Source organism: Xanthomonas nasturtii (assembly GCF_023337365.3).
Taxonomy (GTDB): Bacteria; Pseudomonadota; Gammaproteobacteria; order Xanthomonadales; family Xanthomonadaceae; genus Xanthomonas; species Xanthomonas nasturtii.
In genome coordinates, this window is record NZ_CP142084.2 from 322,975 (window position 1) to 341,194 (window position 18,220).

Sequence of the window (18,220 nt, forward strand, 5' to 3'; positions counted from 1 at the left end):
CGACAGCCTGATCGGTGTGCGCGGTGCACGTGACTATCCAGCGCAGCTGCCACGACGGCGGCGCAGCCCCAGGTTGAGCAAGTGCGCGCTGGCCAGCATCAGGCTGGCGGTCACTGTGATCGGTGTTTCCAGGTGTTCGCCGACGACACCGCTGGCGCCCAGCACCAAGCCGGCCAGCCCGCAGCCTGCCAAGGCCCACACTGCTGGCGGCAGCGCATGGCGCCGATGCGTGCTCCACAGCGCGTAGCTGCTCAGCGGCACCGCCGCAGCGGCAAACATGACGTGCACCCACTCGGCGCGGCTCCACGCTGCCAGCAGCGGCAGCGCAACGGACAGCAAGGGAAGGGCCAGGCAATGCAGCAGGCACAGACTGGACAGCGCGATGGCCGAGGTGTCCAACACGGAAGCCGTTGTACGCATGGACGCGGTCTCGTCGAGTAAGTGTTATATAGTAACACTTCATCTCCCCAGCAAGGTTGCCTGGATGTCCCTGTCTCCCGTTCGCGATCTGCGGCTTCCCGTCACCGTGTTGTCCGGTTTTCTGGGTGCCGGCAAGACCACCTTGCTAAACCGGATCCTGCACAACCGCGACGGCCTGCGCGTTGCGGTGATCGTCAACGACATGAGCGAGGTCAACATCGATGCGCAGCTGGTACGCGACGGCGGTGCAGCGTTGCGGCGGACCGAAGAAACGCTGGTGGAGTTCAGCAACGGCTGCATCTGCTGCACGCTGCGCGACGATTTGCTGCAGGAAGTGCGCAGGCTGGCCGAACAGAAGCGCTACGACTATCTGCTGATCGAATCGACCGGCATCGCCGAGCCGATGCCGGTGGCGGCCACCTTTGCCGTGCGCGATGCGGACGGCTTCAGCCTGTCGGATATCGCCCGCCTGGACACCATGGTGACGGTGGTGGACGGCAACCGGTTTCTTCAGGATTTCGGCTCGGCTGCCACGCTGGCCGAGCTGGGCCAGCAAGCCGGTCCGGACGACACGCGCGGGCTGGTGCAGCTGCTGGGCGAGCAGGTGGAGTTCGCCGATGTGCTGGTGATCAGCAAGTGCGACCGTATCGATGCATCGCAGCTGCAGCGTCTGCGCGCGGTGTTGCGTGCACTCAATCGCGACGCAGCGATCGTGGATGCGGCGCATGGCGAGGTGCCGTTGCAGCAGTTGCTTGACACCGGGCGCTTCGATTTCACCCGTGCGCAGTTGGCGCCGGGCTGGATGCAGGAACTGCGCGGCCAGCACACACCGGAGACCGAGGAATACGGCATCAGCAGCTTCGTGTATCGCGCGCGCCGGCCATTCCACCCGCAGCGCTTTGCGCACATGGTGCACAACGGGTTGCCGCAGGTGATCCGCAGCAAGGGTTTCTTCTGGCTGGCCAGTCGCATGGATTGGGTCGGCGAACTGTCCAGCGTGGGCGGCGCCACCCAGACCAGTGCAGCCGGTTTCTGGTTCGCTGCGCGCCACCGCGTGGATGCGCAATCGGTCGGCCAACCATTGCAAACCAGCATCACGCCGCTGCCCTACACCGATATCGGTTGGCAGCGGCAACAGACGCATTGCTGGACCGCGCCGCTGCCGCACCTGCACGAGGTTGGCGATGCCAGCGAATACGCCGCGATGCAGCGGCTGTGGCATCCGCTGTGGGGCGACCGTCGCCAGGAGCTGGCGGTGATCGGCGTGGACATGGACGCACCGCGCACGCGCGCTGCGCTGGACGCGTGCTTGCTCAGCGACCAGGAACTACGTCAGGGACCGGCGCACTGGCAGCTGCTGGACGACCCGTTTCCGCATTGGGAGCGGTGACGGCAGTACTGCCTCCGCTTGCCAGGCAAGTCGCCACTATCGCCAGCCCCATCGAGCTGGCGGCACCGCAGTTTGAGGTCGGTGGTGCATCGTGTCGCGCATGCTTGCGCGACACGATGAAGTGCTCAATCCTCAGTAATAGCCGTTGTCGATCGCCTCCTGATGGGCATCACGTTCGCTTTGCTCGGACCGCGCACGCTCCCGCGCGGTCGTGGGGATGCTGTCCATCAAGCGTGGCGCTCCCATCCGATGCAACTGGTCGTCGGTGCGCTTGACGATCTCTTCCAGTGCCAGCACGTTGGTGTAGCCCTGCATCATGCGTTCCAGGCGTTTGATCTTGTCGGCCGGAGCACCGCTCTCCTTCAAAGACTCCAGGCGCCGCTGTGCGCGTGCGTAATGCGTTGCCATCTTGGTCATGTCGATATTCTCGCGACGGACCGCACGCAACGCACGGTGATTGGAATGCATCACATCCTGTTGGACCATGGCCAGCCGACTGCTGGTGGTTTTCGGCGCGGCGATCTTTTCCAATGGCGCCAGCGCCGCCAACATTCCGTCAAGCTGCAGATCGCGCACTGCGTCGCGCTCGGCGATCAGGGCCGCACGCATCTCGAACACCGATCTCTCGTCCGTGCTAGGGGCGCGGCCCTCTTTGTAGAGACGCTGGTCGATGCGGTGGCACTGCTCGTTCAGCGCGGCCAATTCCACATTCATGTTGCGCACGGGGCGTAGTCGCCTGGACGACGAGGGCGGAGCCGGTGTCGCCACTCTCGGGGACGCAGCCGGTGCCGGCCGCGAGGAGAGGGTTGGCTGCTGCGGCTGCCGTAGCTGTTGGCGCCTGGGTGAGCCTGGAGCATGCTGCTGCCGCTGTTGCTCGGGGGCGCCCTGACGTTGCTGGAAGCGGTCTGCCGTGCGTGGCGCCGACGGCGGTTGCTGCGGTGGCGGCGCTGTGTGCAACGGCGCACGACTGCGCCGCTGAGGCACCGCATCGCCACCAGCCTGCGGTACCTGTGGGCGCTGGTTCGCGTGTTGCCTGGCGGCGCTCGGTGCGGGTGTGGCCAGCCCAGGGTGGCTGTGCGCTGCTTTTGTGGCTGGCGCTCCCATGCACATCGGCGGCAACTGTTTGCGCAGCGTCTTCAGCGACTTGCGCGCCGATGCCATCATGCCTTGCCGGGATCTGGACGTGCCCTGCGCGGTGCCGGCCTTGGGCGCGTGAGACAGTGAGTGTGGCGACGGCGAACCTGCAGCGGTCGCTGTCGCATCGGTGGTTGCCGGATTGGACGGCTCGGGGGCAACCGGATGAGTGCTTCGAAAGAGCGAAATCAGGCGCATCACAAACTCCCGCGGGAATGCAGGCTCATGCTAGCGACCGCCAACCGGCGCGGGAGGCGGATGGCGAACCGGCGTCGCGTAGGCCGAAAGCAGGAGCATCAACCCAGACGTATTCCCCAGGCGATCGCTGCGATGGCCGGTGCAGCCAATGCCAGCCCCAACCAGCCACGCAGGCCTAGGCGTTCGGAAAATCCCAACTTGCCGACCAGCGCCCCCAATACGACCACGCCCAGATTCATGCTGGCAAAAACGGTCGCCGGGCTGTGCGGCAGCAGCTGGTGCGCACGCACGTAACACAGGATGTTGCCGAAATTGAGCGCACCCAACAGCACGCCGGCAAGCATGCTGCGGGTGCTCAGGCGTACGCCACGTGCCCAACGCACGCTCTGCACGCCAAGCATCAGCAAGAAGGCCAGCGCAAAACACAACGTCAACGAGGTCAGCGATGGTGTTCCGGCCTGCGCAATGTGCTTGAGCAGCAGGTCGATAAGCGCAAAGCCCATCCAGACGCCAATCAGCCAGGGCAGGCCGATTGTGCTCGGTAGCGGATCGGTCGCGACGTGGTGACGGGGGCGTCGCACGATGCACATGATGGCCACCATGCCTAGCGCCAGCCCTGCCAGTTTCCAGCCATTGACCGGTTCGCCGAAAACGGTGAAGGCGGCGGCCAACGGGAGCACCAACGACAAACGTTGCGCAACATCGGTGCGCACGATGCCGGCCACCGCGACCGACCGCGCCAGCACCAGGAAGATGGAGGGCAGCGCCACGGCCAACAGCAGCAACGCCAACCAGGGCGCGGCCGTGGAGTGCAGTGTTTCCAGCGCAGGATGCAGGATCAGCCAGGCCAGGAGTGCAGCGCTGGCGTAGTTCCAGGTGATTGCCTGAAAGACGTCGATGTTGTGGCGTGGCGCCAGCTTCAGCAGCACCGACACCAGGACACTGCAGACAACGGCAAACAGCAGAAAATGCATGGGCAACGCAACGAAGTGTGCAGGCAGGGCGATGAACGCGGCCGGCGGGGCGGCTATTATGCAGGCATGTCCAATCCACTATTCCCCACCGAATCGGCTGCGTTGACGCTGGAGGGGCCGGTCGGCCCGCTGGATGTCGCGGTCGATCTGCCCGAGCCGGACGTCACCGCGCAAGCGGTCACCGCCATCCTTTGTCATCCGCTCTCCACCGAGGGCGGCAGCATGCACAACAAGGTCGTCACCATGGCCGCGCGCGCGCTGCGCGAGCTGGGCATCACCGTGGTGCGCTTCAATTTCCGCAGCGTCGGCAACTCGGCTGGCGCGTTCGACCATGGCGATGGCGAGCAGGACGATCTACGTGCGGTCGCCAACTGGGTGCGCACGCAGCGGCCGGGCGACACGCTGTGGCTGGGCGGTTTCAGCTTCGGTGCGTATGTGTCGTTGCGCGCTGCCGGCGCGCTCGCACCGCAGGTGCTGATCTCGATCGCGCCGCCGGCCGGGCGCTGGGATTTCAGCGCGATCCAGCCGCCTGCGCAGTGGTTGGTGATCCAGGGCGATGCCGACGAGATCGTCGACCCGCAAGCGGTCTACGACTGGCTGGACACCCTGGAGCAGCAGCCCGAGCTGGTGCGCATGCCCGACACCAGCCACTTCTTCCACCGCAAATTGATCGACCTGCGCGGTGCGATCCAGCATGGTGTCCGGCGCTGGTTGCCGGCCGCAGTCTGACCGCGGCACGGCCCACGCGTATCGCCCGGCGATGCGCCGTTGAGCGGGTCAGGCAGCAGCCGGCCCGCGGAGAATGCAATGAGTGAGATGACCCCGTCGCAGCGCTACGCCGCCGGCGTACAACGCGGCGACTGGCGTGCCGACCCTGCGCAGCAGGCGGCCCTGGCGGAGCTGGACCGTATCCACGACGCACTGGTGGACAGTGCGCAGGACGGCTGGCTGGACCGGCTGTCGGCGTTCTGGAAGAAACCCGAGCCGGTACGCGGCTTGTACTTCTGGGGCGGAGTGGGGCGCGGCAAGACCTTTCTGGTCGATCTGTTTTACGACGGCCTGCCGATCAAGCAGAAATACCGCACCCACTTCCACCGCTTCATGCGCGGCGTGCACGAGCAGTTGCGCGAGCATGCCGGGCAAAGCGATCCACTGGCCCGGATCGCCCAGCAATGGCGCGAGAATCTGCGCGTGCTGGTACTGGACGAATTCTTCGTCACCGATATCGGCGATGCGATGTTGCTGGCGCGCCTGCTCGAACGGCTGTTCGCCGAAGGCGTGACGCTGGTGACCACCTCCAACACCGCGCCGGAAAATCTCTATGCCAACGGATTGCAGCGCGACAGCTTCATGCCGGCGATCGGCTTGCTGCAGAAGTTCTGCGTGGAGCTCTATGCAGAAGGCACCGAGGATTACCGCATGCGCGCATTGACGCGCTCGCCGGTGTACCGCGCGCCGCTGGACGCGCAGGCCGATGACTGGCTTGCGCAGCGGTGGGGCGAGTTGAGCGGCAATGCCGAGGCGCGCGCGGGCACTATCGAAATCGAATCGCGCAAGATTCCAGTGCGCGCACGCGGCAAGAGCATCGCCTGGTTCGATTTTGCCGCGCTGTGCGAAGGCCCGCGCGGACCCGGCGACTACATCGAGATTGCACGCGAATTCACCACCGTGTTGCTGGGCGGCATCCCGCACTTCGACCGCATGAACGAAGATGCCGCGCGCCGCTTTGTCAACCTGATCGACGAGCTGTACGACCGCCACGTCAATCTGGTCTGCACCGCACAGGACGCCCCGCCCGCGTTGTACAGCGGCCAACGCCTGGCCGGTGCCTTTGAACGTACCGCCTCGCGCCTGATCGAGATGCAGAGCGCGGACTATCTGGCGGCTGCGCATCGAGCCTAAGTGCACGCGTCCTGGGTCGAAACGCGACGGCCATTGTTCGAATCGGCATGGCCGTCAGTACGGTCACTGTCGATGATGTTGTGTCACTCAGGAGTTCAGCTATCCCTGACCACCGCAGCGGATCATGGCGCCTCAACTTAAAATCGCTTGCAATTAAATTGCGCGCTATGTAAATTGCAGCCATGCACACTGCCACGGCCACCACCGCCCGCACCGACGCACTGCTCAAGCTGGATAACCAGCTGTGCTTTGCGCTGTATTCGGCCAACCTGGCGATGCACAAGCTCTACCGCGGGCTGCTGAAGGACCTTGACCTCACGTATCCGCAATACCTGGCAATGCTGGTGTTGTGGGAGACCGACGAACGCAGCGTGTCGGAGATCGGCGAGCGGCTGTATCTGGATTCGGCCACGCTGACGCCGTTGCTCAAGCGCCTGCAGGCGGCCGGCCTGGTCACCCGCACCCGTGCGGCCAGCGACGAGCGTCAGGTGATCATTGCGCTGACCGAAGCCGGCCGCGCGTTGCGCAGCAGGGCAGGTGCGGTGCCGGAGCAGGTGTTTTGCGCGTCGGCCTGTTCGTTGGATGAACTGCGTCAACTCAAGCAGGAATTGGAGAAGTTACGCTCCAGCCTCGGCACCGGGTAACTGCAGCAGCGCCACCTCCCTTATTTTGCAACATGTCGTACACGATTCAATCGTCAACTATTCAATCCCTCATGCGCTGACCGCGCTCACCCAGGAGAATCACCATGGCCTCACCCGAAAACGTCCTCTACACCGCCCATGCCACCGCCACTGGCGGCCGCGAAGGGCGTGCCGTGTCCTCGGACAAGGCGCTGGACGCCAAGCTGTCCACCCCGCGCGAACTCGGAGGCGCTGGCGGCGACGGCACCAACCCGGAACAGTTGTTCGCAGCCGGTTACGCCGCCTGTTTCATCGGTGCGATGAAGGCCGTGGCCGCACAGGACAAGCTCAAGCTGCCGGGCGAAGTGAGCATCGACAGCAGCGTCGGCATCGGCCAGATCCCGGGCGGCTTCGGCATTGCGGTGGAACTGCGCATCGCCGTGCCGGGCATGGATCAGGCCGAGCTGCAGACGCTGGTCGACAAGGCCCACCAGGTCTGCCCGTACTCCAATGCCACCCGCGGCAATATCGACGTCACCCTGACCCTGGCGTAATGCCGGCCTGACCGTCGTGCGCATTGCGCGCGACGGTGTCAGCAACGGCCCGGCGCATGCGTCGGGCCGTTGTTCGTTGTGGCTTGAAAAGATTTCCAAAATCCCGGCATACGCCTTGCGCGATGACTCGACCGCCGGCACCGGCATCGGCTGTCCGCGGCGTGCACTGTCTGCAACGCAGGCAACGCAGGCAACGCAGTTTGCGCGACGAACGCATCGACTGGACGCGCGCATTGCGATAGCTGTTGTCTCAGCGCGTCGCTGTCGCCACGACGCTGTTGGAAACCGTTGCATCCTCCGGTGGCGTCTGCGGATGCGTATTGCGTTCCAGCATCTGCAGGCGCTCGCCATTGAAGCGGTACTCCAGCGCCTGCTGCACCGCGAAGAGCGCCTGCGCCTGCACACACAGGGTGCGGGCCTGCGCTTCCAGCACGTGGCTACGGCCTTGCAGTTGCTGCTCCATCTGCGCGTCCAGTGCTGCGCCACGGCGCTCCAGCTGCGCGGCGCGTCCGGTCATCACCGTCCACAGCACGCTGCGGGCCAGGCTGCCGGCCAGCTCCTCGGCCGCGTCCTCGACGCTGGCTTCGAAGCGCTCGTCGAAGGCATCCTGCTCCCAGCGCCCACGCCCGAGGCTGCCATCGACCTGCGCACGTGCGGCGGTACGCAACTGCCCGACCTTGCGTTGCTGGCGCGCGCTGCCCGACAGCACGTGCACCACGCCACCCAGCGCATCGAAGGAGATGTCGACCACCGACTGGGCGATGGACGTCACTGCCGGCATCAACGCGCGGGTGCTCTGTTCGAGCTCGCGCAACCGTTGCGCGTCGGCGGCGCTGACCGGTTGCGGCTGGCGATCCACGTTGAGCTCGCCACCGTGGAAGAAGATCTCGCGCGGCACGCCCTGCCTGCGGCGCAGCCAGATGCCACCGCTGTCTGCCAGTACGTCGTAGGAGGTGCTGACATCGCATTGCTGCGACGACAGCTTGGGTGTCGCGGTCTCGGCATGCGCAGCGCAGGCGGCCACCAGCAGCAGCGGTGCCAGAAAGAGGGTGCCGCGCATGGCAGTGGCCTTGGAATCGGGGCCTGCAGCATTGCGCAGTGCGGTGGACGCCGCCATGGGAAGAAAGTCAGGGTGCCGCAGGTCGTCGCCGACGGGCGGTTGCCGCAAAGCGTGAACCGGGTCGTGCATCGGCACATGGACCGCGTTTAAACGATTAGCTCACTTGATTCTCACGGCAGATGGTGTGAATTATGTTGCACAGCAGCATCGGAGCTCCGCAATGCTCGACCCACGCATCGAAAAGGTAGACCTAGCGCTGACCGAGATCGCCCAGGACCCATCGGAGAAGGTGGCGCTGTGGCAATGGGCGTGCCGCGAGATGCTGCACGAGACCTTGATCGGCATGCACCAGCTGTCGCACCTGGCCGGCATCGCCCGGCAGGTGGCCAACGACTGGCGCGCGCCAGTCGACGTCATCGCACCGGCAAAGCCCTACCTGGCTGCATCCGCATTGGCCGACCGCCGCCTGCCGCAGGTGCTCGACGGCCTGGGCAATACGCACGACGACGACGACCGTGCCACGTTGTGGCGGCTGCGCTACGCCAGCCTGATCGCCTCGACCTTGCAAGGCATGCAGGCACTGGCCGAAAAGCACCGTATCGACCGCCAGGCAATGGCGACCGGTCAGCTCAACTAGCGCGGCTATCGGGGTGACGCGCCGGTTGTAGGGCGAGTTGTGCTGCAACGCACGGTGAGCTTGGCCGCGTCTGCTGATCCGGCTTGGCACGCTATGGTGAATGCTCCCACGAGCGAGAAAACGCTGCCGGCGCAACACTGCGCCGCTGCCTGATTCGCACTGCAATGGAATGGCTGCTTGGTGGAGTCGAGTCCAGGCAGCACATCATCGTGTGCAGGCTTTGCAGCGCCGCCGAATTAGGGGCAGGTACGAAGTAGCGCAGCGTTTTACGGGTGCGCTCTACGCCGATTGCTCAGCAAATTCTCTGTAACCGGCTCAATGCCGGACGGCTGCATCTTCCAGATGCCGCCAAGCGTGCCGCACGATCCAGCGCGCCTGATCCCATGGCACCGACAGCATCGGCAGGCACTGGTAATAGCCATCCTGCAGCACGCGATAGAGCTGTGCTTCGGTGGCGCGCGGGTAGGCCAAGTAGATGTCGTAGCCGAGGGTGAGCAGCCGGGTGTAGTCGGCGAAGGCATAGCCACCCAGATGCCCTTCGGCGTGCACGTCGCGCCAATAGGCGATCTCGGCGTCGAGATTGACGCTGCGGCGGGTCAAGACGGATGCGCTGTGCATGGGTAGGACTCCGTGACCGGGACTACCCCCCTGTGCGGGCACCGTAGCAGCGGCTGCGCAGGTGGGCCAGCCTGCGACGACGAGCGGTCGTGATGCAGTGGCTGCCACTGACCGAGCGATGCGGCTGGAGCTTTCAACCGCGGAGCTGCAGCGACTGCGGCGCCCCGCAGTCGTCGTGCCGCAGATATTTCAGGCCGATGATCGATGCGCGGGCCTGGCCGCAGAGAACCTCAGCAATAAGCGACGCGGTGACGTGTGGGCGACGCGCCCGCCTGCGCGGGAGTCAGAAAGATTCCTGAAGCAACCTGTCGATGTCGCTTGCCGGCAGCGCTCGCCTGATGCCGAGCGCTGCCGGCATGCATCAGACAATCAATCCCACTCGGGCGCGATGGCCTTGGGGTTGGCCAGGCGATGCCCGCGGTCGAGTGCGGCGATGTCGCGCATGTCCTGCTCGCTCAACTGCAGCGTCTGCGCCTTGAGGTTGCTCTCCAGATTCTCGCGCTTGGTCGAGGATGGAATCACCGAGTAGCCCTGCCGCAATGCCCAGGCCAGGGTGACCTGCGCCGGGGTGGCAGCATGGCGTGCGGCGATCGCCTGGATCACCGGATCCTTGAGCACTTCGCCCACGGCCAACGTCATGTACGAGGTGACATGGATGCCTTGCTCGCGCAGGAACTCGGTCAAGGCACGATTCTGCAGGTAGGGATGCACTTCGATCTGGTTGGTGGCGATGGCGTCGGCGCCCAGGATCTCGATGGCCTGCCTGGTCAGCGCGATGGTGAAGTTGGACACGCCGATCGCGCCGGTCAGGCCCTGCTGTTTGGCCTGCGCCAGCGCTTCCAGATACGCGCGCATCGGCACCTGATCGTTCGGCGAAGGCCAATGGATCAACGTGAGATCGACATGCGCGGTGCCGAGCTTGCGCAGGCTTTCCTGCAGGCTCGGCAGCAAGGCGCCGTCACCGAACTTGTCGACCCAGATCTTGGTGGTCAGATAGAGCTGGTCGCGCGGCACGCCGGAAGCTGCGATCGCTGCGCCGACCTGCTCTTCGTTGTCGTAGATCTGCGCGGTATCGACAGCGCGATAGCCCAGCTCCAGTGCGTTGCGCACCGAGTCGATGACCACTTGGTCTTTGAGGCGAAAGGTGCCGAGGCCGAATGCGGGGACAGTCATTGTGTTCCTTTGGGAATGGGGAATGGGGAATCGCAAGAGCGAAGGGTGTGCAAAGCACCATGAGTTTGGTTAGTCGAGGGCGACGACGGCTTTTCCGAAATTCTTGCCGCGCAGGACGTCGATCAGGCCCTGCGGTGCGCTGTCCAGACCGTGCAGCACATGCTCGCGGTGTTGAATCTTGTCCTCGCGCAGCCACTGGCCCATCTCGCGCAGGAAGGCCGGCATCAGGCGGATGAAATCGTGCTGGATGAAGCCGCGCACCGTGAGGCGCTTGCGCAGCACCTGGCCCATGAACCCGGGCAGGCGATCCGGGCCGGGCAGCGCTTGCCCACGGCTGTTGTAGGTGGCAATCACGCCGCAGACCGGGATGCGGGCGAAGTCGTTGAGCTGCGGCAACACCGCATCGAAGACCTTGCCGCCGACGTTTTCGAAATAGATATCGATGCCGTCCGGCGTGGCGGCGCGCAGCTGCTCGGCAAAGTCGTCGGCACGGTGGTCCAGCGCCGCATCCACCAGCAGCGTGTCGCGCAGGTAACGCACCTTGTCTTCGCCGCCGGCGATGGCCACCACACGCAGGCCTTGCAGGCGTGCCAGCTGCGCCACGGTGGCACCGACCGGGCCGCTGGCGGCGGCCACCACCAGCGTTTCGCCGGGCTGCGGCTTGCCGATTTCATGCAGGCCGGCATACGCGGTAAAGCCGGGCATGCCATACACGCCGAGCGCGGTGCTCAGCGGCAGGCTGTCGTCCTTGGGCAGCTTGCGCAGCGGCGTCGTCGGGGTGAGCAGGCTATGCGTCTGCCAGCCGCCGGGCAGCACCAGCAGATCGCCAGGGTGATAGTCGGCGTTGTGTGAGTGGATGACTTCGCCGACGGTGCCGCCTTCCATCACCGCATCGATGGCGACCGGCGCGGCATAGGAGGGGCCTTCGTCCATGCGTCCGCGCATGTAGGGATCCAACGACAGGAAACGGTTGCGTACCAGGATCTGATCGTGGCCGGTGGGTGCGACGGCCACCTCTTCGAGACGGAAGTTGTCGGCGCTGGGTTCACCGTGCGGGCGCGAAGCCAGCACGATGCGGCGGTTGGTAATCGATGGCATGGGGATTTCCTCGCAAGGAGGCCGCGCGTGCGCGGTCGAGGGAGCACAGCCGCCGGGGCAGCTGCGCGAGGGAGGGAAGAGGGGCGACAGGGCGCGTGCGCGGCAAGGAACACGACGTCGCTACGGCTGCATTACGCGGCTGCCGATGGCTCCGGGGCGCTGGCGCTGTCGAGCTGGGCAATCTGCTCGGCACTCAGCGACACGCGTGCAGCGGCCAGCACGTCGTGCAGCTGGGTCACGCTGGTGGCGCTGACGATCGGCGCGGTCAAGCCGGGGCGTGCGATCAGCCAGGCCAGTGCGATCTGTGCAGGCGTGGCGTTGTGCGTGACGGCCAGATCGTCCAGCGCCTGCAGGATGCGCAGACCACGCGGGTTGACGTATTGCTTGACCACCGACGCACCACGTGCGCTGCTCTTGCCGGCATCGTCGGCGCTGCGGTACTTGCCGGTGAGGAACCCGCTGGCCAGCGAGTAGTAGCTGATCAGGCCAAGCTCCCGCTCGCGTACCAGCGGTTCGAGTTCGGCTTCGTAGCCGGCGCGGTCGTAGAGGTTGTATTCCGGCTGCAGGCTTTCGTAACGCGGCAGTGTGTATTGCTCGGAAATGTCCAGCGCGTCGCGCAGGCGTGCAGCGCTGTAATTGGACGCGCCGATCGCGCGCACCTTGCCTTGCTCGATCAGCCGGCCGAACGCGGCCAGCGTGGCTTCCAGCGGAATCGATTCGTCGTCTTCGTGGGCCTGGTACAGATCGATCACATCGGTCTGCAGACGCGTCAGCGAGCCTTCCACCGCCGCGGCGATGTTGTCCGGCGACAGGCCCGGGTGCTCGCTCCACTTGGCCACCTTGGTGGCGATCAGCACCTTGTCGCGCTTGCCGCTGCGCGCAAGCCAGCGCCCGATGATGGTTTCCGATTCGCCGCCGCGATTGCCCGGCACCCAGCCCGAGTACGCATCGGCGGTATCGATCAGATTGAAGCCGGCATCGACGAAGGCATCGAGCAAGGCGAACGAGGTCGCTTCATCGGCGCTCCAGCCAAACACATTGCCGCCAAAGACGATCGGTTGAACCTGCAGGCCGGAGCGGCCGAGTGCACGGGCTTGGGTCATCGTGGATGCTCCTGATGCGAACTGCGCACAGGATAGTCACGCCTACCGATGTTGCGTGTGACACCTGCGTGGATTCAGCGTTCCGCCGATCGTCCTCGGCGGCTCACAGGATCTGAACATGCCGATGGCAGGGCGCGCCGCAACACGTCCAGCCCCACGCCGCTGCGGGCACATGGCAGGCTCAGGAACGCATGCTAGGCTCGCGCTACTTTTTCCCGGAGAGGGCGCTGCGATGATCCGCAACAAGCTGGCCTGTGCATGTGTGATGAGTGTGGTGGTGGCGCTGAGCGCACCGCTGGCGATGGCCGTGAAGCCTGCCGATAGCGCGACGTTGCCGGCGCCCGATACCGCGTTGCAGGCGGCCATCGACGGCAACTGGCGCGACCGCGTGTACGTGCAGCGCGACCAGTATCGCCACCCCGGGCAGACGCTGGCGTTCTTCGGCATCAAGCCGACCCAGACCGTCATCGAGATCACCCCGGGCGGCGGCTGGTATTCGGAAATCCTGGCGCCGTACCTGCGCGAGAAGGGCAAGTACGTGGCTGCGGTGGTCGACCCGGCGTCGGCACCCGAAGGCCGTAGCCGCGACTACGCGCAGCGCGCGCGCGACGAGCTGGAGAAGAAGTTCCAGGCCAAGCCCGAGTTGTATGGCAAGCCCGCGTTCGTGTCGTATGTGCCCAAATCGCCATCGTTCGGCGTGGATAACTCGGCCGACCTGGTGCTGACCTTCCGCAATGTGCACAACTGGCGCATGGCTGGCAATGCCGAGGCGATGTTTGCCGGCTTCTACAAGGTGCTCAAGCCCGGCGGCGTGCTCGGCGTGGTCGAGCATCGTGCCAAGACCGACGTCCCGGCCGACGACAAGAGCGGCTATGTCGGCCAGGCGCAGGTGATTGCGATGGCCGAAGCGGCCGGCTTCACCTTGGCCGGCAAGAGCGAGGTCAATGCCAACCCGCGCGACACCAAGGATTACCCGGGTGGTGTGTGGACGCTGCCGCCGAGCAACAGCCATGACAAGGCCGACGATGCCAAATACAAGGCGATCGGCGAGAGCGACCGCATGACCTTGAAGTTCGTCAAGCAGTGATAGGGAGTGCGTGCATGCCGGCGCGCAGTGCGCGTTAGGCATGCACGCAGTTGTCAGCGCTGCATTGACGATGGTGTGGATGCACAGGGAGTGACTGTGCGGCATGCGGGCACTGCTCGCTTTTACGCAACAGGATTGGCATGTTGGTGCTGTTGAACAAACCCTACGGCGTGCTGTCGCAATTCAGCGACCGCTCGCAGCCGCCCAAGCGCACGCTGGCCGAATTCGGATTGCCGGCCGATGTGTATGCGGCAGGCCGACTGGACCATGACAGTGAAGGACTGTTGTTGCTGACCGATGACGGCGCATTGGCGCATCGGCTGACCGACCCGCGCCACAAGCAGCCCAAAACCTACTGGGTGCAGGTGGAAGGCGAACCGCAAGCCGAGCAATTGCAGTCCTTGCGCGAGGGTGTGCTGCTCAACGACGGCCCGACCCGGCCGGCCCAGGTGCGCAGGCTCGACCCGGCACCGCAGCTGTGGCCGCGCGATCCGCCGGTGCGCGTGCGCAAGACCGTGCCCGATGCCTGGCTGGAACTGCAGATCACCGAAGGCCGCAACCGCCAGGTGCGGCGCATGACCGCAGCGGTAGGCTTGCCCACCTTGCGTTTGGTGCGCGTGGCGATCGGCCATTGGCAGCTGGACACGCTTGCACCGGGCCAGTGGCGCGTTGAAGACACGCCCAACGCGCGGCCGGGGCGGAGCCGGCGTTGAGGCGTTACGTGGGTCGCATGCAGTTACATGCAACGCATTGCGTAGATGCCATAAACGACAACGCCACGGCGCAGGGCCGTGGCGCTTAGGTCTTGCCTGAAGCGGTGGCTTATTCGATGCCGTCGCTCGGGGTCACTGCACCGCGACGCTGATAGGCCGCGCGGCGTGCGTTGGCATTGCTGGCGTGTTCGCGGTCCAGACGATGCACATTGCCGCCGAGCACCTGCTGATCGCGCTGGCGCTTGCGGTACACCGCATAGCCGATCAGGCCCAGGCCTGCGACCGCTGCGGCAACCGTGACGGCCGGATTGCGCTTGACCAGCTTGCTGGCCACCTTGCCACCGGTGCGCACTGCACCGAGCGCGGCGCCGGTCTTGAGCCATTCGCTGGCGCCAGGGCCGAAGTGGCGCAGGCTGCTGCCGGCGTGACGTGCCTGATCGCCCGCACTGGACGCGGCGTGACGCAACTGGTCGCCCGCAGTGCCGGCCAGTTCCAGGGCACGCTCCAGGGCGCGTTCGGTGATCACAGTCAGCTTGCTCATTGGAGGCGTTTCCTTTCTCAGTACGTGGTGCGCAGTCTGTGGGTTGGTGCGTATAGACGGTGTTAGCGGGTTCGGGGGCTGTTTGGCTGACGGTTAAGTAGTGCCACGCTGCGTTGGGGCACGCGAGTAGGTGGTAGCGATGAAAACGGATCCGAAGGGCACGTGCTGCGCTTCCTTCTTCCGTCGGGAGCAGGTGCCCGCAGGGCGGATGAGGGTGCGTGCGAAGCCTGGTGTGGTTGAACAACGCGATGGCTTCGCCCATACCCTCACTCCAACCCCCGCTTCGCGCCACGACCCGCGCTTGCGGCGCAGGCGCTCCAAGGCACGCGCGCCCGTGGCGCCGCCAGCCGTGCCTTCTCGCCTCGCAGGAAGAAGGAGCTATTACGTGCCACGTGGTTTTGCTCTGTGCGTTGCCGCTGCGGTCCACGGATCGTCCGGCCACGGATGCCGCGGATACCGCCCCTTCATCTCTTTTTTGACATCCGGATAGGTATTGGCCCAGAAGCTCTTCAGGTCTTGGGTCACCTGCAACGGGCGCCCGCCCGGCGAGAGCAGATGCAAGGTCAACGGGATGCGGCCATCGGCAATGCGCGGGGTTTCGGTCAGGCCGAACAGTTCCTGCAATTTGACCGCCAGCACCGGCGGCAACGGTTGGCCGGCATGGTCGAGGGCGTAGCTGATCTGCCGCTCCATGCCGGAGGGCACGCTGATGCGGGTGGGCGCGTGGCGGTCGATGGCCTGGCGGCGCTCCCACGGGAGCGCGGCCTTGAGCGCCTCGCCCAGGCTGGCTTCGTCCAGCGCGTCCAGGCGGGTCTTGCCGGCGAAGGCCGGGCGTAGCCAGCTGTCCAGCGTGTCCAGCAGCGTGCTGTCGGAAAGATCGGGCAAGGCGAGCTCCGGCATCCACACGCGCAGCGACTGCACGCGTGCGCGCCACTGCTGCAGGTTGTCAGTCCATGGCAAGGCGTCCAGACCGAGTTGACGGACCGCCTCGGTGAGCGCGCCGGCCGCATGCGCGGGGTCGACGCGGCCGGCCGGGCGACTGTCGAGCACGATGCGGTCGAAACTGGATTGCCGGCGCGCGACCAGGGCGCGCTTGTCCGCGTCCCACTGCACTACGTCCTGCTGCACGAAGCGCTCGGGCACGCTGCGGCGCAGATAGCCTTCGTCCACCGGTGCGACGCGCAGCAGCAACGCATCCTTGGCTTCGTAGCGTAGTTCGCTGGCGACCAGCCATGGTTCGCCGCGTAGATCGCTGTGGTCGAACAGGCGCGCGCTGCGGCCGTTGGCGAGCAGGTAACGCAGCGGGTCGGCCGGGTGGCGTGCGGCGATGCGGTCGGGGAAGGCGTGCGAAAGCAGGTCGCCGAGCGCGTGCGCTTCCACGCTGGCGGGTGGGGCGCTGTCGCAACGCAAGCGGCGGCGCCATTGTCTGGCGGCGCTGTCGATCGCGGCCAGGCCACCGCGATTGGCATCGGCGGCGCTGCGGCCCTGCCGAAATGCCGCCAGCGCGCGCCAACGCGCGGCCAGTCCGTCGCCGCCCTGACGCAGCGGGTCGCGTGCTTCCAGCAACGCGGCCAGGTCGCAGGCCAGCGCCACACGCGGCGCATCGCCAGCTTGCGCCAGCATCGCGGCCAGACGCGGATGCGTGCCCAGCGCGAGCATGCGCCGGCCGAGTGCGGTGATGCTGCCGCTCGCGGTGAGCGCGCCCAGCCGCTGCAGCAGCTCGTGCGCAGCGGCCAGCGCACCGCTCGGTGGCGCATCGACAAAGCGCAGCGCAGCGCTGCCCCAGGCGGCCAGTTCCAGCGCCAGTCCGGCCAGTTCCACCTGGGTGATTTCGGCGCGGCGCTGCGGCTCCAGCCGCTGCGATTGCGGCCACAACCGGTAGGCCCAGCCACTGGCCACACGCCCGGCGCGGCCGGCGCGTTGGTCGGCCGAGGCCTGCGCGATGGTGGCTACGTCCAGCCGCGAAAAGCCGCTGTTGGGGTCGTAGTGCGGCTCGCGCGCCAGGCCGCTGTCGATCACCACGCGCACGCCGGGCAAGGTCACCGACGATTCGGCGACATTGGTGGCCAGCACCACGCGCCGGCGTCCCTGCGGGTCGGGCTGCAGCACTTGGCTTTGCGCCTCCACCGACAGCTCGCCATGCAGCGGCAGCACCTGCACGGCCGGGTCCAGGGCTTCCTGCAGCGCGGCATGCACGCGTGCGATCTCGCGCTGGCCAGGCAGGAACACCAGCACATCGCCGGGGTGGGTGGACAGCGCGTGCTCCACGGCGCGCCGCGTCTGCGGTTCCAGCGCTTCGTCGCGGCGTGCGGCAAAGTGCGTCACTTCCACCGGGAAGCTGCGCCCGGCGCTGCTCAGGCGCGGCGCCTCCAGAAAGCCGGCCAGCCGCTCGCCATCCAGGGTGGCCGACATCGCCACGATGCGCAGGTCCTCGCGTACCTGGGCCTGCACGTCCAGCGCCAGCGCCAGGCCGAGGTCGCCGGCCAGATGGCGTTCGTGGAATTCGTCGAACAACAGCGCACCGATGCTTTCCAGCATCGGGTCGTCCTGGATCAGCCGGGTCAGGATGCCCTCGGTGACCACTTCGATACGGGTGCGCGCGGAGGTCTTGTTCTCGAAGCGGATGCGGTAGCCCACCGTCTCGCCGACCGGTTCGCCGAGCTGGCGCGCCATGAACGTCGCTGCGCTGCGGGCGGCCACACGGCGCGGTTCGAGCATCACGATCTTGCGGCCTGCCAACCACGGCGCATCCAGCAGCGCCAACGGCACCTGGGTGGTCTTGCCGGCGCCGGGCGGCGCTTCCAGCACCAGCCGCGGATGGGCGGCAAGACTGTCGCGAATCTGCGGCAACAACGGAGAGATCGGAAAAGCGGGGTCGGTCATGCGCGGGAAGGATACGGGGTGCGGCAGGCTGCGGCGACGACGTGCGGTACGGCCGGGTGGCAACGCGAGACTGTGTGACGTGCGATAGGGCGCAGCCAGCGGACCGGTGCGG

At 66.2% G+C, this 18,220-nt stretch carries 18 protein-coding genes; 8 read left to right on the forward strand and 10 right to left on the reverse strand.

What is annotated here, in order from left to right:
- Positions 1 to 33: 33 nt before the first annotated feature.
- On the reverse strand, positions 34 to 420 hold the full coding sequence (locus M3O59_RS01350) for a MerC family mercury resistance protein (protein ID WP_064631715.1): 387 nt from the start codon (positions 418 to 420) through the stop codon (positions 34 to 36).
- 64 nt (positions 421 to 484) lie between these two features.
- On the opposite strand from M3O59_RS01350, the gene M3O59_RS01355 reads away from it, so the two are divergent.
- Positions 485 to 1,810, forward strand: coding sequence for a GTP-binding protein (locus tag M3O59_RS01355; protein WP_064631718.1), 1,326 nt, complete (start codon positions 485 to 487; stop codon positions 1,808 to 1,810).
- 132 nt (positions 1,811 to 1,942) lie between these two features.
- Here M3O59_RS01355 and xopR read toward each other — a convergent pair whose 3' ends face one another.
- Positions 1,943 to 3,142, reverse strand: coding sequence for a type III secretion system effector protein XopR (gene xopR, locus M3O59_RS01360; RefSeq protein ID WP_283161166.1), 1,200 nt, complete (start codon positions 3,140 to 3,142; stop codon positions 1,943 to 1,945).
- Between the two features lie 98 nt (positions 3,143 to 3,240).
- A complete protein-coding gene (locus M3O59_RS01365; RefSeq protein ID WP_116905127.1) occupies positions 3,241 to 4,116 on the reverse strand; it encodes an EamA/RhaT family transporter in 876 nt (291 codons plus the stop codon).
- 66 nt (positions 4,117 to 4,182) lie between these two features.
- On the opposite strand from M3O59_RS01365, the gene M3O59_RS01370 reads away from it, so the two are divergent.
- The 4 genes from M3O59_RS01370 (at position 4,183) to M3O59_RS01385 (ending at position 7,195) form a co-directional block, all read left to right on the forward strand.
- The gene (locus M3O59_RS01370; RefSeq protein ID WP_064631785.1) at positions 4,183 to 4,845 is read left to right on the forward strand and encodes an alpha/beta hydrolase; all 663 of its coding nucleotides are present in this window, start codon (positions 4,183 to 4,185) and stop codon (positions 4,843 to 4,845) included.
- A gap of 78 nt (positions 4,846 to 4,923) precedes the next feature.
- On the forward strand, positions 4,924 to 6,018 hold the full coding sequence (gene zapE, locus M3O59_RS01375) for a cell division protein ZapE (RefSeq protein ID WP_064631726.1): 1,095 nt from the start codon (positions 4,924 to 4,926) through the stop codon (positions 6,016 to 6,018).
- A gap of 182 nt (positions 6,019 to 6,200) precedes the next feature.
- Entirely contained in the window at positions 6,201 to 6,662 is a 462-nt protein-coding gene (locus M3O59_RS01380) for a MarR family winged helix-turn-helix transcriptional regulator (protein WP_064631728.1), read from the forward strand.
- Between the two features lie 104 nt (positions 6,663 to 6,766).
- On the forward strand, positions 6,767 to 7,195 hold the full coding sequence (locus tag M3O59_RS01385) for an organic hydroperoxide resistance protein (RefSeq protein WP_064631730.1): 429 nt from the start codon (positions 6,767 to 6,769) through the stop codon (positions 7,193 to 7,195).
- Positions 7,196 to 7,445: 250 nt separating this feature from the next.
- Here M3O59_RS01385 and M3O59_RS01390 read toward each other — a convergent pair whose 3' ends face one another.
- Complete coding sequence (locus tag M3O59_RS01390; RefSeq protein ID WP_116905126.1) at positions 7,446 to 8,312, reverse strand: DUF2884 family protein; 867 nt, start codon at positions 8,310 to 8,312, stop codon at positions 7,446 to 7,448.
- 163 nt (positions 8,313 to 8,475) lie between these two features.
- Between M3O59_RS01390 and M3O59_RS01395 the strand changes: the two genes are divergently transcribed.
- On the forward strand, positions 8,476 to 8,892 hold the full coding sequence (locus M3O59_RS01395) for a hypothetical protein (protein ID WP_181920458.1): 417 nt from the start codon (positions 8,476 to 8,478) through the stop codon (positions 8,890 to 8,892).
- 315 nt (positions 8,893 to 9,207) lie between these two features.
- On the opposite strand, the gene M3O59_RS01400 is transcribed toward M3O59_RS01395, so the two are convergent.
- From M3O59_RS01400 to M3O59_RS01415, 4 genes are all read right to left on the reverse strand, one after another.
- Positions 9,208 to 9,510, reverse strand: coding sequence for a hypothetical protein (locus M3O59_RS01400; protein ID WP_064631736.1), 303 nt, complete (start codon positions 9,508 to 9,510; stop codon positions 9,208 to 9,210).
- A 369-nt stretch (positions 9,511 to 9,879) separates the two neighbouring features.
- Positions 9,880 to 10,683, reverse strand: coding sequence for a 2,5-didehydrogluconate reductase DkgB (gene dkgB, locus M3O59_RS01405; protein ID WP_116905124.1), 804 nt, complete (start codon positions 10,681 to 10,683; stop codon positions 9,880 to 9,882).
- Between the two features lie 69 nt (positions 10,684 to 10,752).
- Complete coding sequence (locus M3O59_RS01410; RefSeq protein WP_116905123.1) at positions 10,753 to 11,781, reverse strand: NADP-dependent oxidoreductase; 1,029 nt, start codon at positions 11,779 to 11,781, stop codon at positions 10,753 to 10,755.
- A gap of 131 nt (positions 11,782 to 11,912) precedes the next feature.
- Positions 11,913 to 12,884, reverse strand: a complete 972-nt coding sequence (locus M3O59_RS01415; RefSeq protein WP_116905122.1) for an aldo/keto reductase — start codon at positions 12,882 to 12,884, stop codon at positions 11,913 to 11,915.
- A 232-nt stretch (positions 12,885 to 13,116) separates the two neighbouring features.
- Between M3O59_RS01415 and M3O59_RS01420 the strand changes: the two genes are divergently transcribed.
- Entirely contained in the window at positions 13,117 to 13,971 is an 855-nt protein-coding gene (locus M3O59_RS01420; RefSeq protein ID WP_064631744.1) for a class I SAM-dependent methyltransferase, read from the forward strand.
- 140 nt (positions 13,972 to 14,111) lie between these two features.
- On the forward strand, positions 14,112 to 14,684 hold the full coding sequence (locus M3O59_RS01425) for a pseudouridine synthase (RefSeq protein ID WP_116905121.1): 573 nt from the start codon (positions 14,112 to 14,114) through the stop codon (positions 14,682 to 14,684).
- A 109-nt stretch (positions 14,685 to 14,793) separates the two neighbouring features.
- On the opposite strand, the gene M3O59_RS01430 is transcribed toward M3O59_RS01425, so the two are convergent.
- Both M3O59_RS01430 and hrpB read right to left on the reverse strand, forming a co-directional pair.
- Positions 14,794 to 15,225, reverse strand: a complete 432-nt coding sequence (locus M3O59_RS01430) for a hypothetical protein (RefSeq protein ID WP_064631748.1) — start codon at positions 15,223 to 15,225, stop codon at positions 14,794 to 14,796.
- A 381-nt stretch (positions 15,226 to 15,606) separates the two neighbouring features.
- Complete coding sequence (gene hrpB, locus M3O59_RS01435) at positions 15,607 to 18,108, reverse strand: ATP-dependent helicase HrpB (protein ID WP_116905120.1); 2,502 nt, start codon at positions 18,106 to 18,108, stop codon at positions 15,607 to 15,609.
- Positions 18,109 to 18,220 lie beyond the last annotated feature (112 nt).

Coding starts and splice junctions, on each gene's coding strand:
- M3O59_RS01400 (WP_064631736.1), bottom strand. CDS start 9,510: ATGCACAGCGCATCCGTCTTGACCCGCCGCAGCGTCAATCTCGACGCC.
- zapE (WP_064631726.1), top strand. CDS start 4,924: ATGAGTGAGATGACCCCGTCGCAGCGCTACGCCGCCGGCGTACAACGC.
- hrpB (WP_116905120.1), bottom strand. CDS start 18,108: ATGACCGACCCCGCTTTTCCGATCTCTCCGTTGTTGCCGCAGATTCGC.
- M3O59_RS01380 (WP_064631728.1), top strand. CDS start 6,201: ATGCACACTGCCACGGCCACCACCGCCCGCACCGACGCACTGCTCAAG.
- M3O59_RS01395 (WP_181920458.1), top strand. CDS start 8,476: ATGCTCGACCCACGCATCGAAAAGGTAGACCTAGCGCTGACCGAGATC.
- M3O59_RS01420 (WP_064631744.1), top strand. CDS start 13,117: ATGATCCGCAACAAGCTGGCCTGTGCATGTGTGATGAGTGTGGTGGTG.
- xopR (WP_283161166.1), bottom strand. CDS start 3,142: ATGCGCCTGATTTCGCTCTTTCGAAGCACTCATCCGGTTGCCCCCGAG.
- M3O59_RS01355 (WP_064631718.1), top strand. CDS start 485: ATGTCCCTGTCTCCCGTTCGCGATCTGCGGCTTCCCGTCACCGTGTTG.
- M3O59_RS01390 (WP_116905126.1), bottom strand. CDS start 8,312: ATGGCGGCGTCCACCGCACTGCGCAATGCTGCAGGCCCCGATTCCAAG.
- M3O59_RS01410 (WP_116905123.1), bottom strand. CDS start 11,781: ATGCCATCGATTACCAACCGCCGCATCGTGCTGGCTTCGCGCCCGCAC.
- M3O59_RS01385 (WP_064631730.1), top strand. CDS start 6,767: ATGGCCTCACCCGAAAACGTCCTCTACACCGCCCATGCCACCGCCACT.
- M3O59_RS01430 (WP_064631748.1), bottom strand. CDS start 15,225: ATGAGCAAGCTGACTGTGATCACCGAACGCGCCCTGGAGCGTGCCCTG.
- dkgB (WP_116905124.1), bottom strand. CDS start 10,683: ATGACTGTCCCCGCATTCGGCCTCGGCACCTTTCGCCTCAAAGACCAA.
- M3O59_RS01370 (WP_064631785.1), top strand. CDS start 4,183: ATGTCCAATCCACTATTCCCCACCGAATCGGCTGCGTTGACGCTGGAG.
- M3O59_RS01350 (WP_064631715.1), bottom strand. CDS start 420: ATGCGTACAACGGCTTCCGTGTTGGACACCTCGGCCATCGCGCTGTCC.
- M3O59_RS01365 (WP_116905127.1), bottom strand. CDS start 4,116: ATGCATTTTCTGCTGTTTGCCGTTGTCTGCAGTGTCCTGGTGTCGGTG.
- M3O59_RS01415 (WP_116905122.1), bottom strand. CDS start 12,884: ATGACCCAAGCCCGTGCACTCGGCCGCTCCGGCCTGCAGGTTCAACCG.
- M3O59_RS01425 (WP_116905121.1), top strand. CDS start 14,112: ATGTTGGTGCTGTTGAACAAACCCTACGGCGTGCTGTCGCAATTCAGC.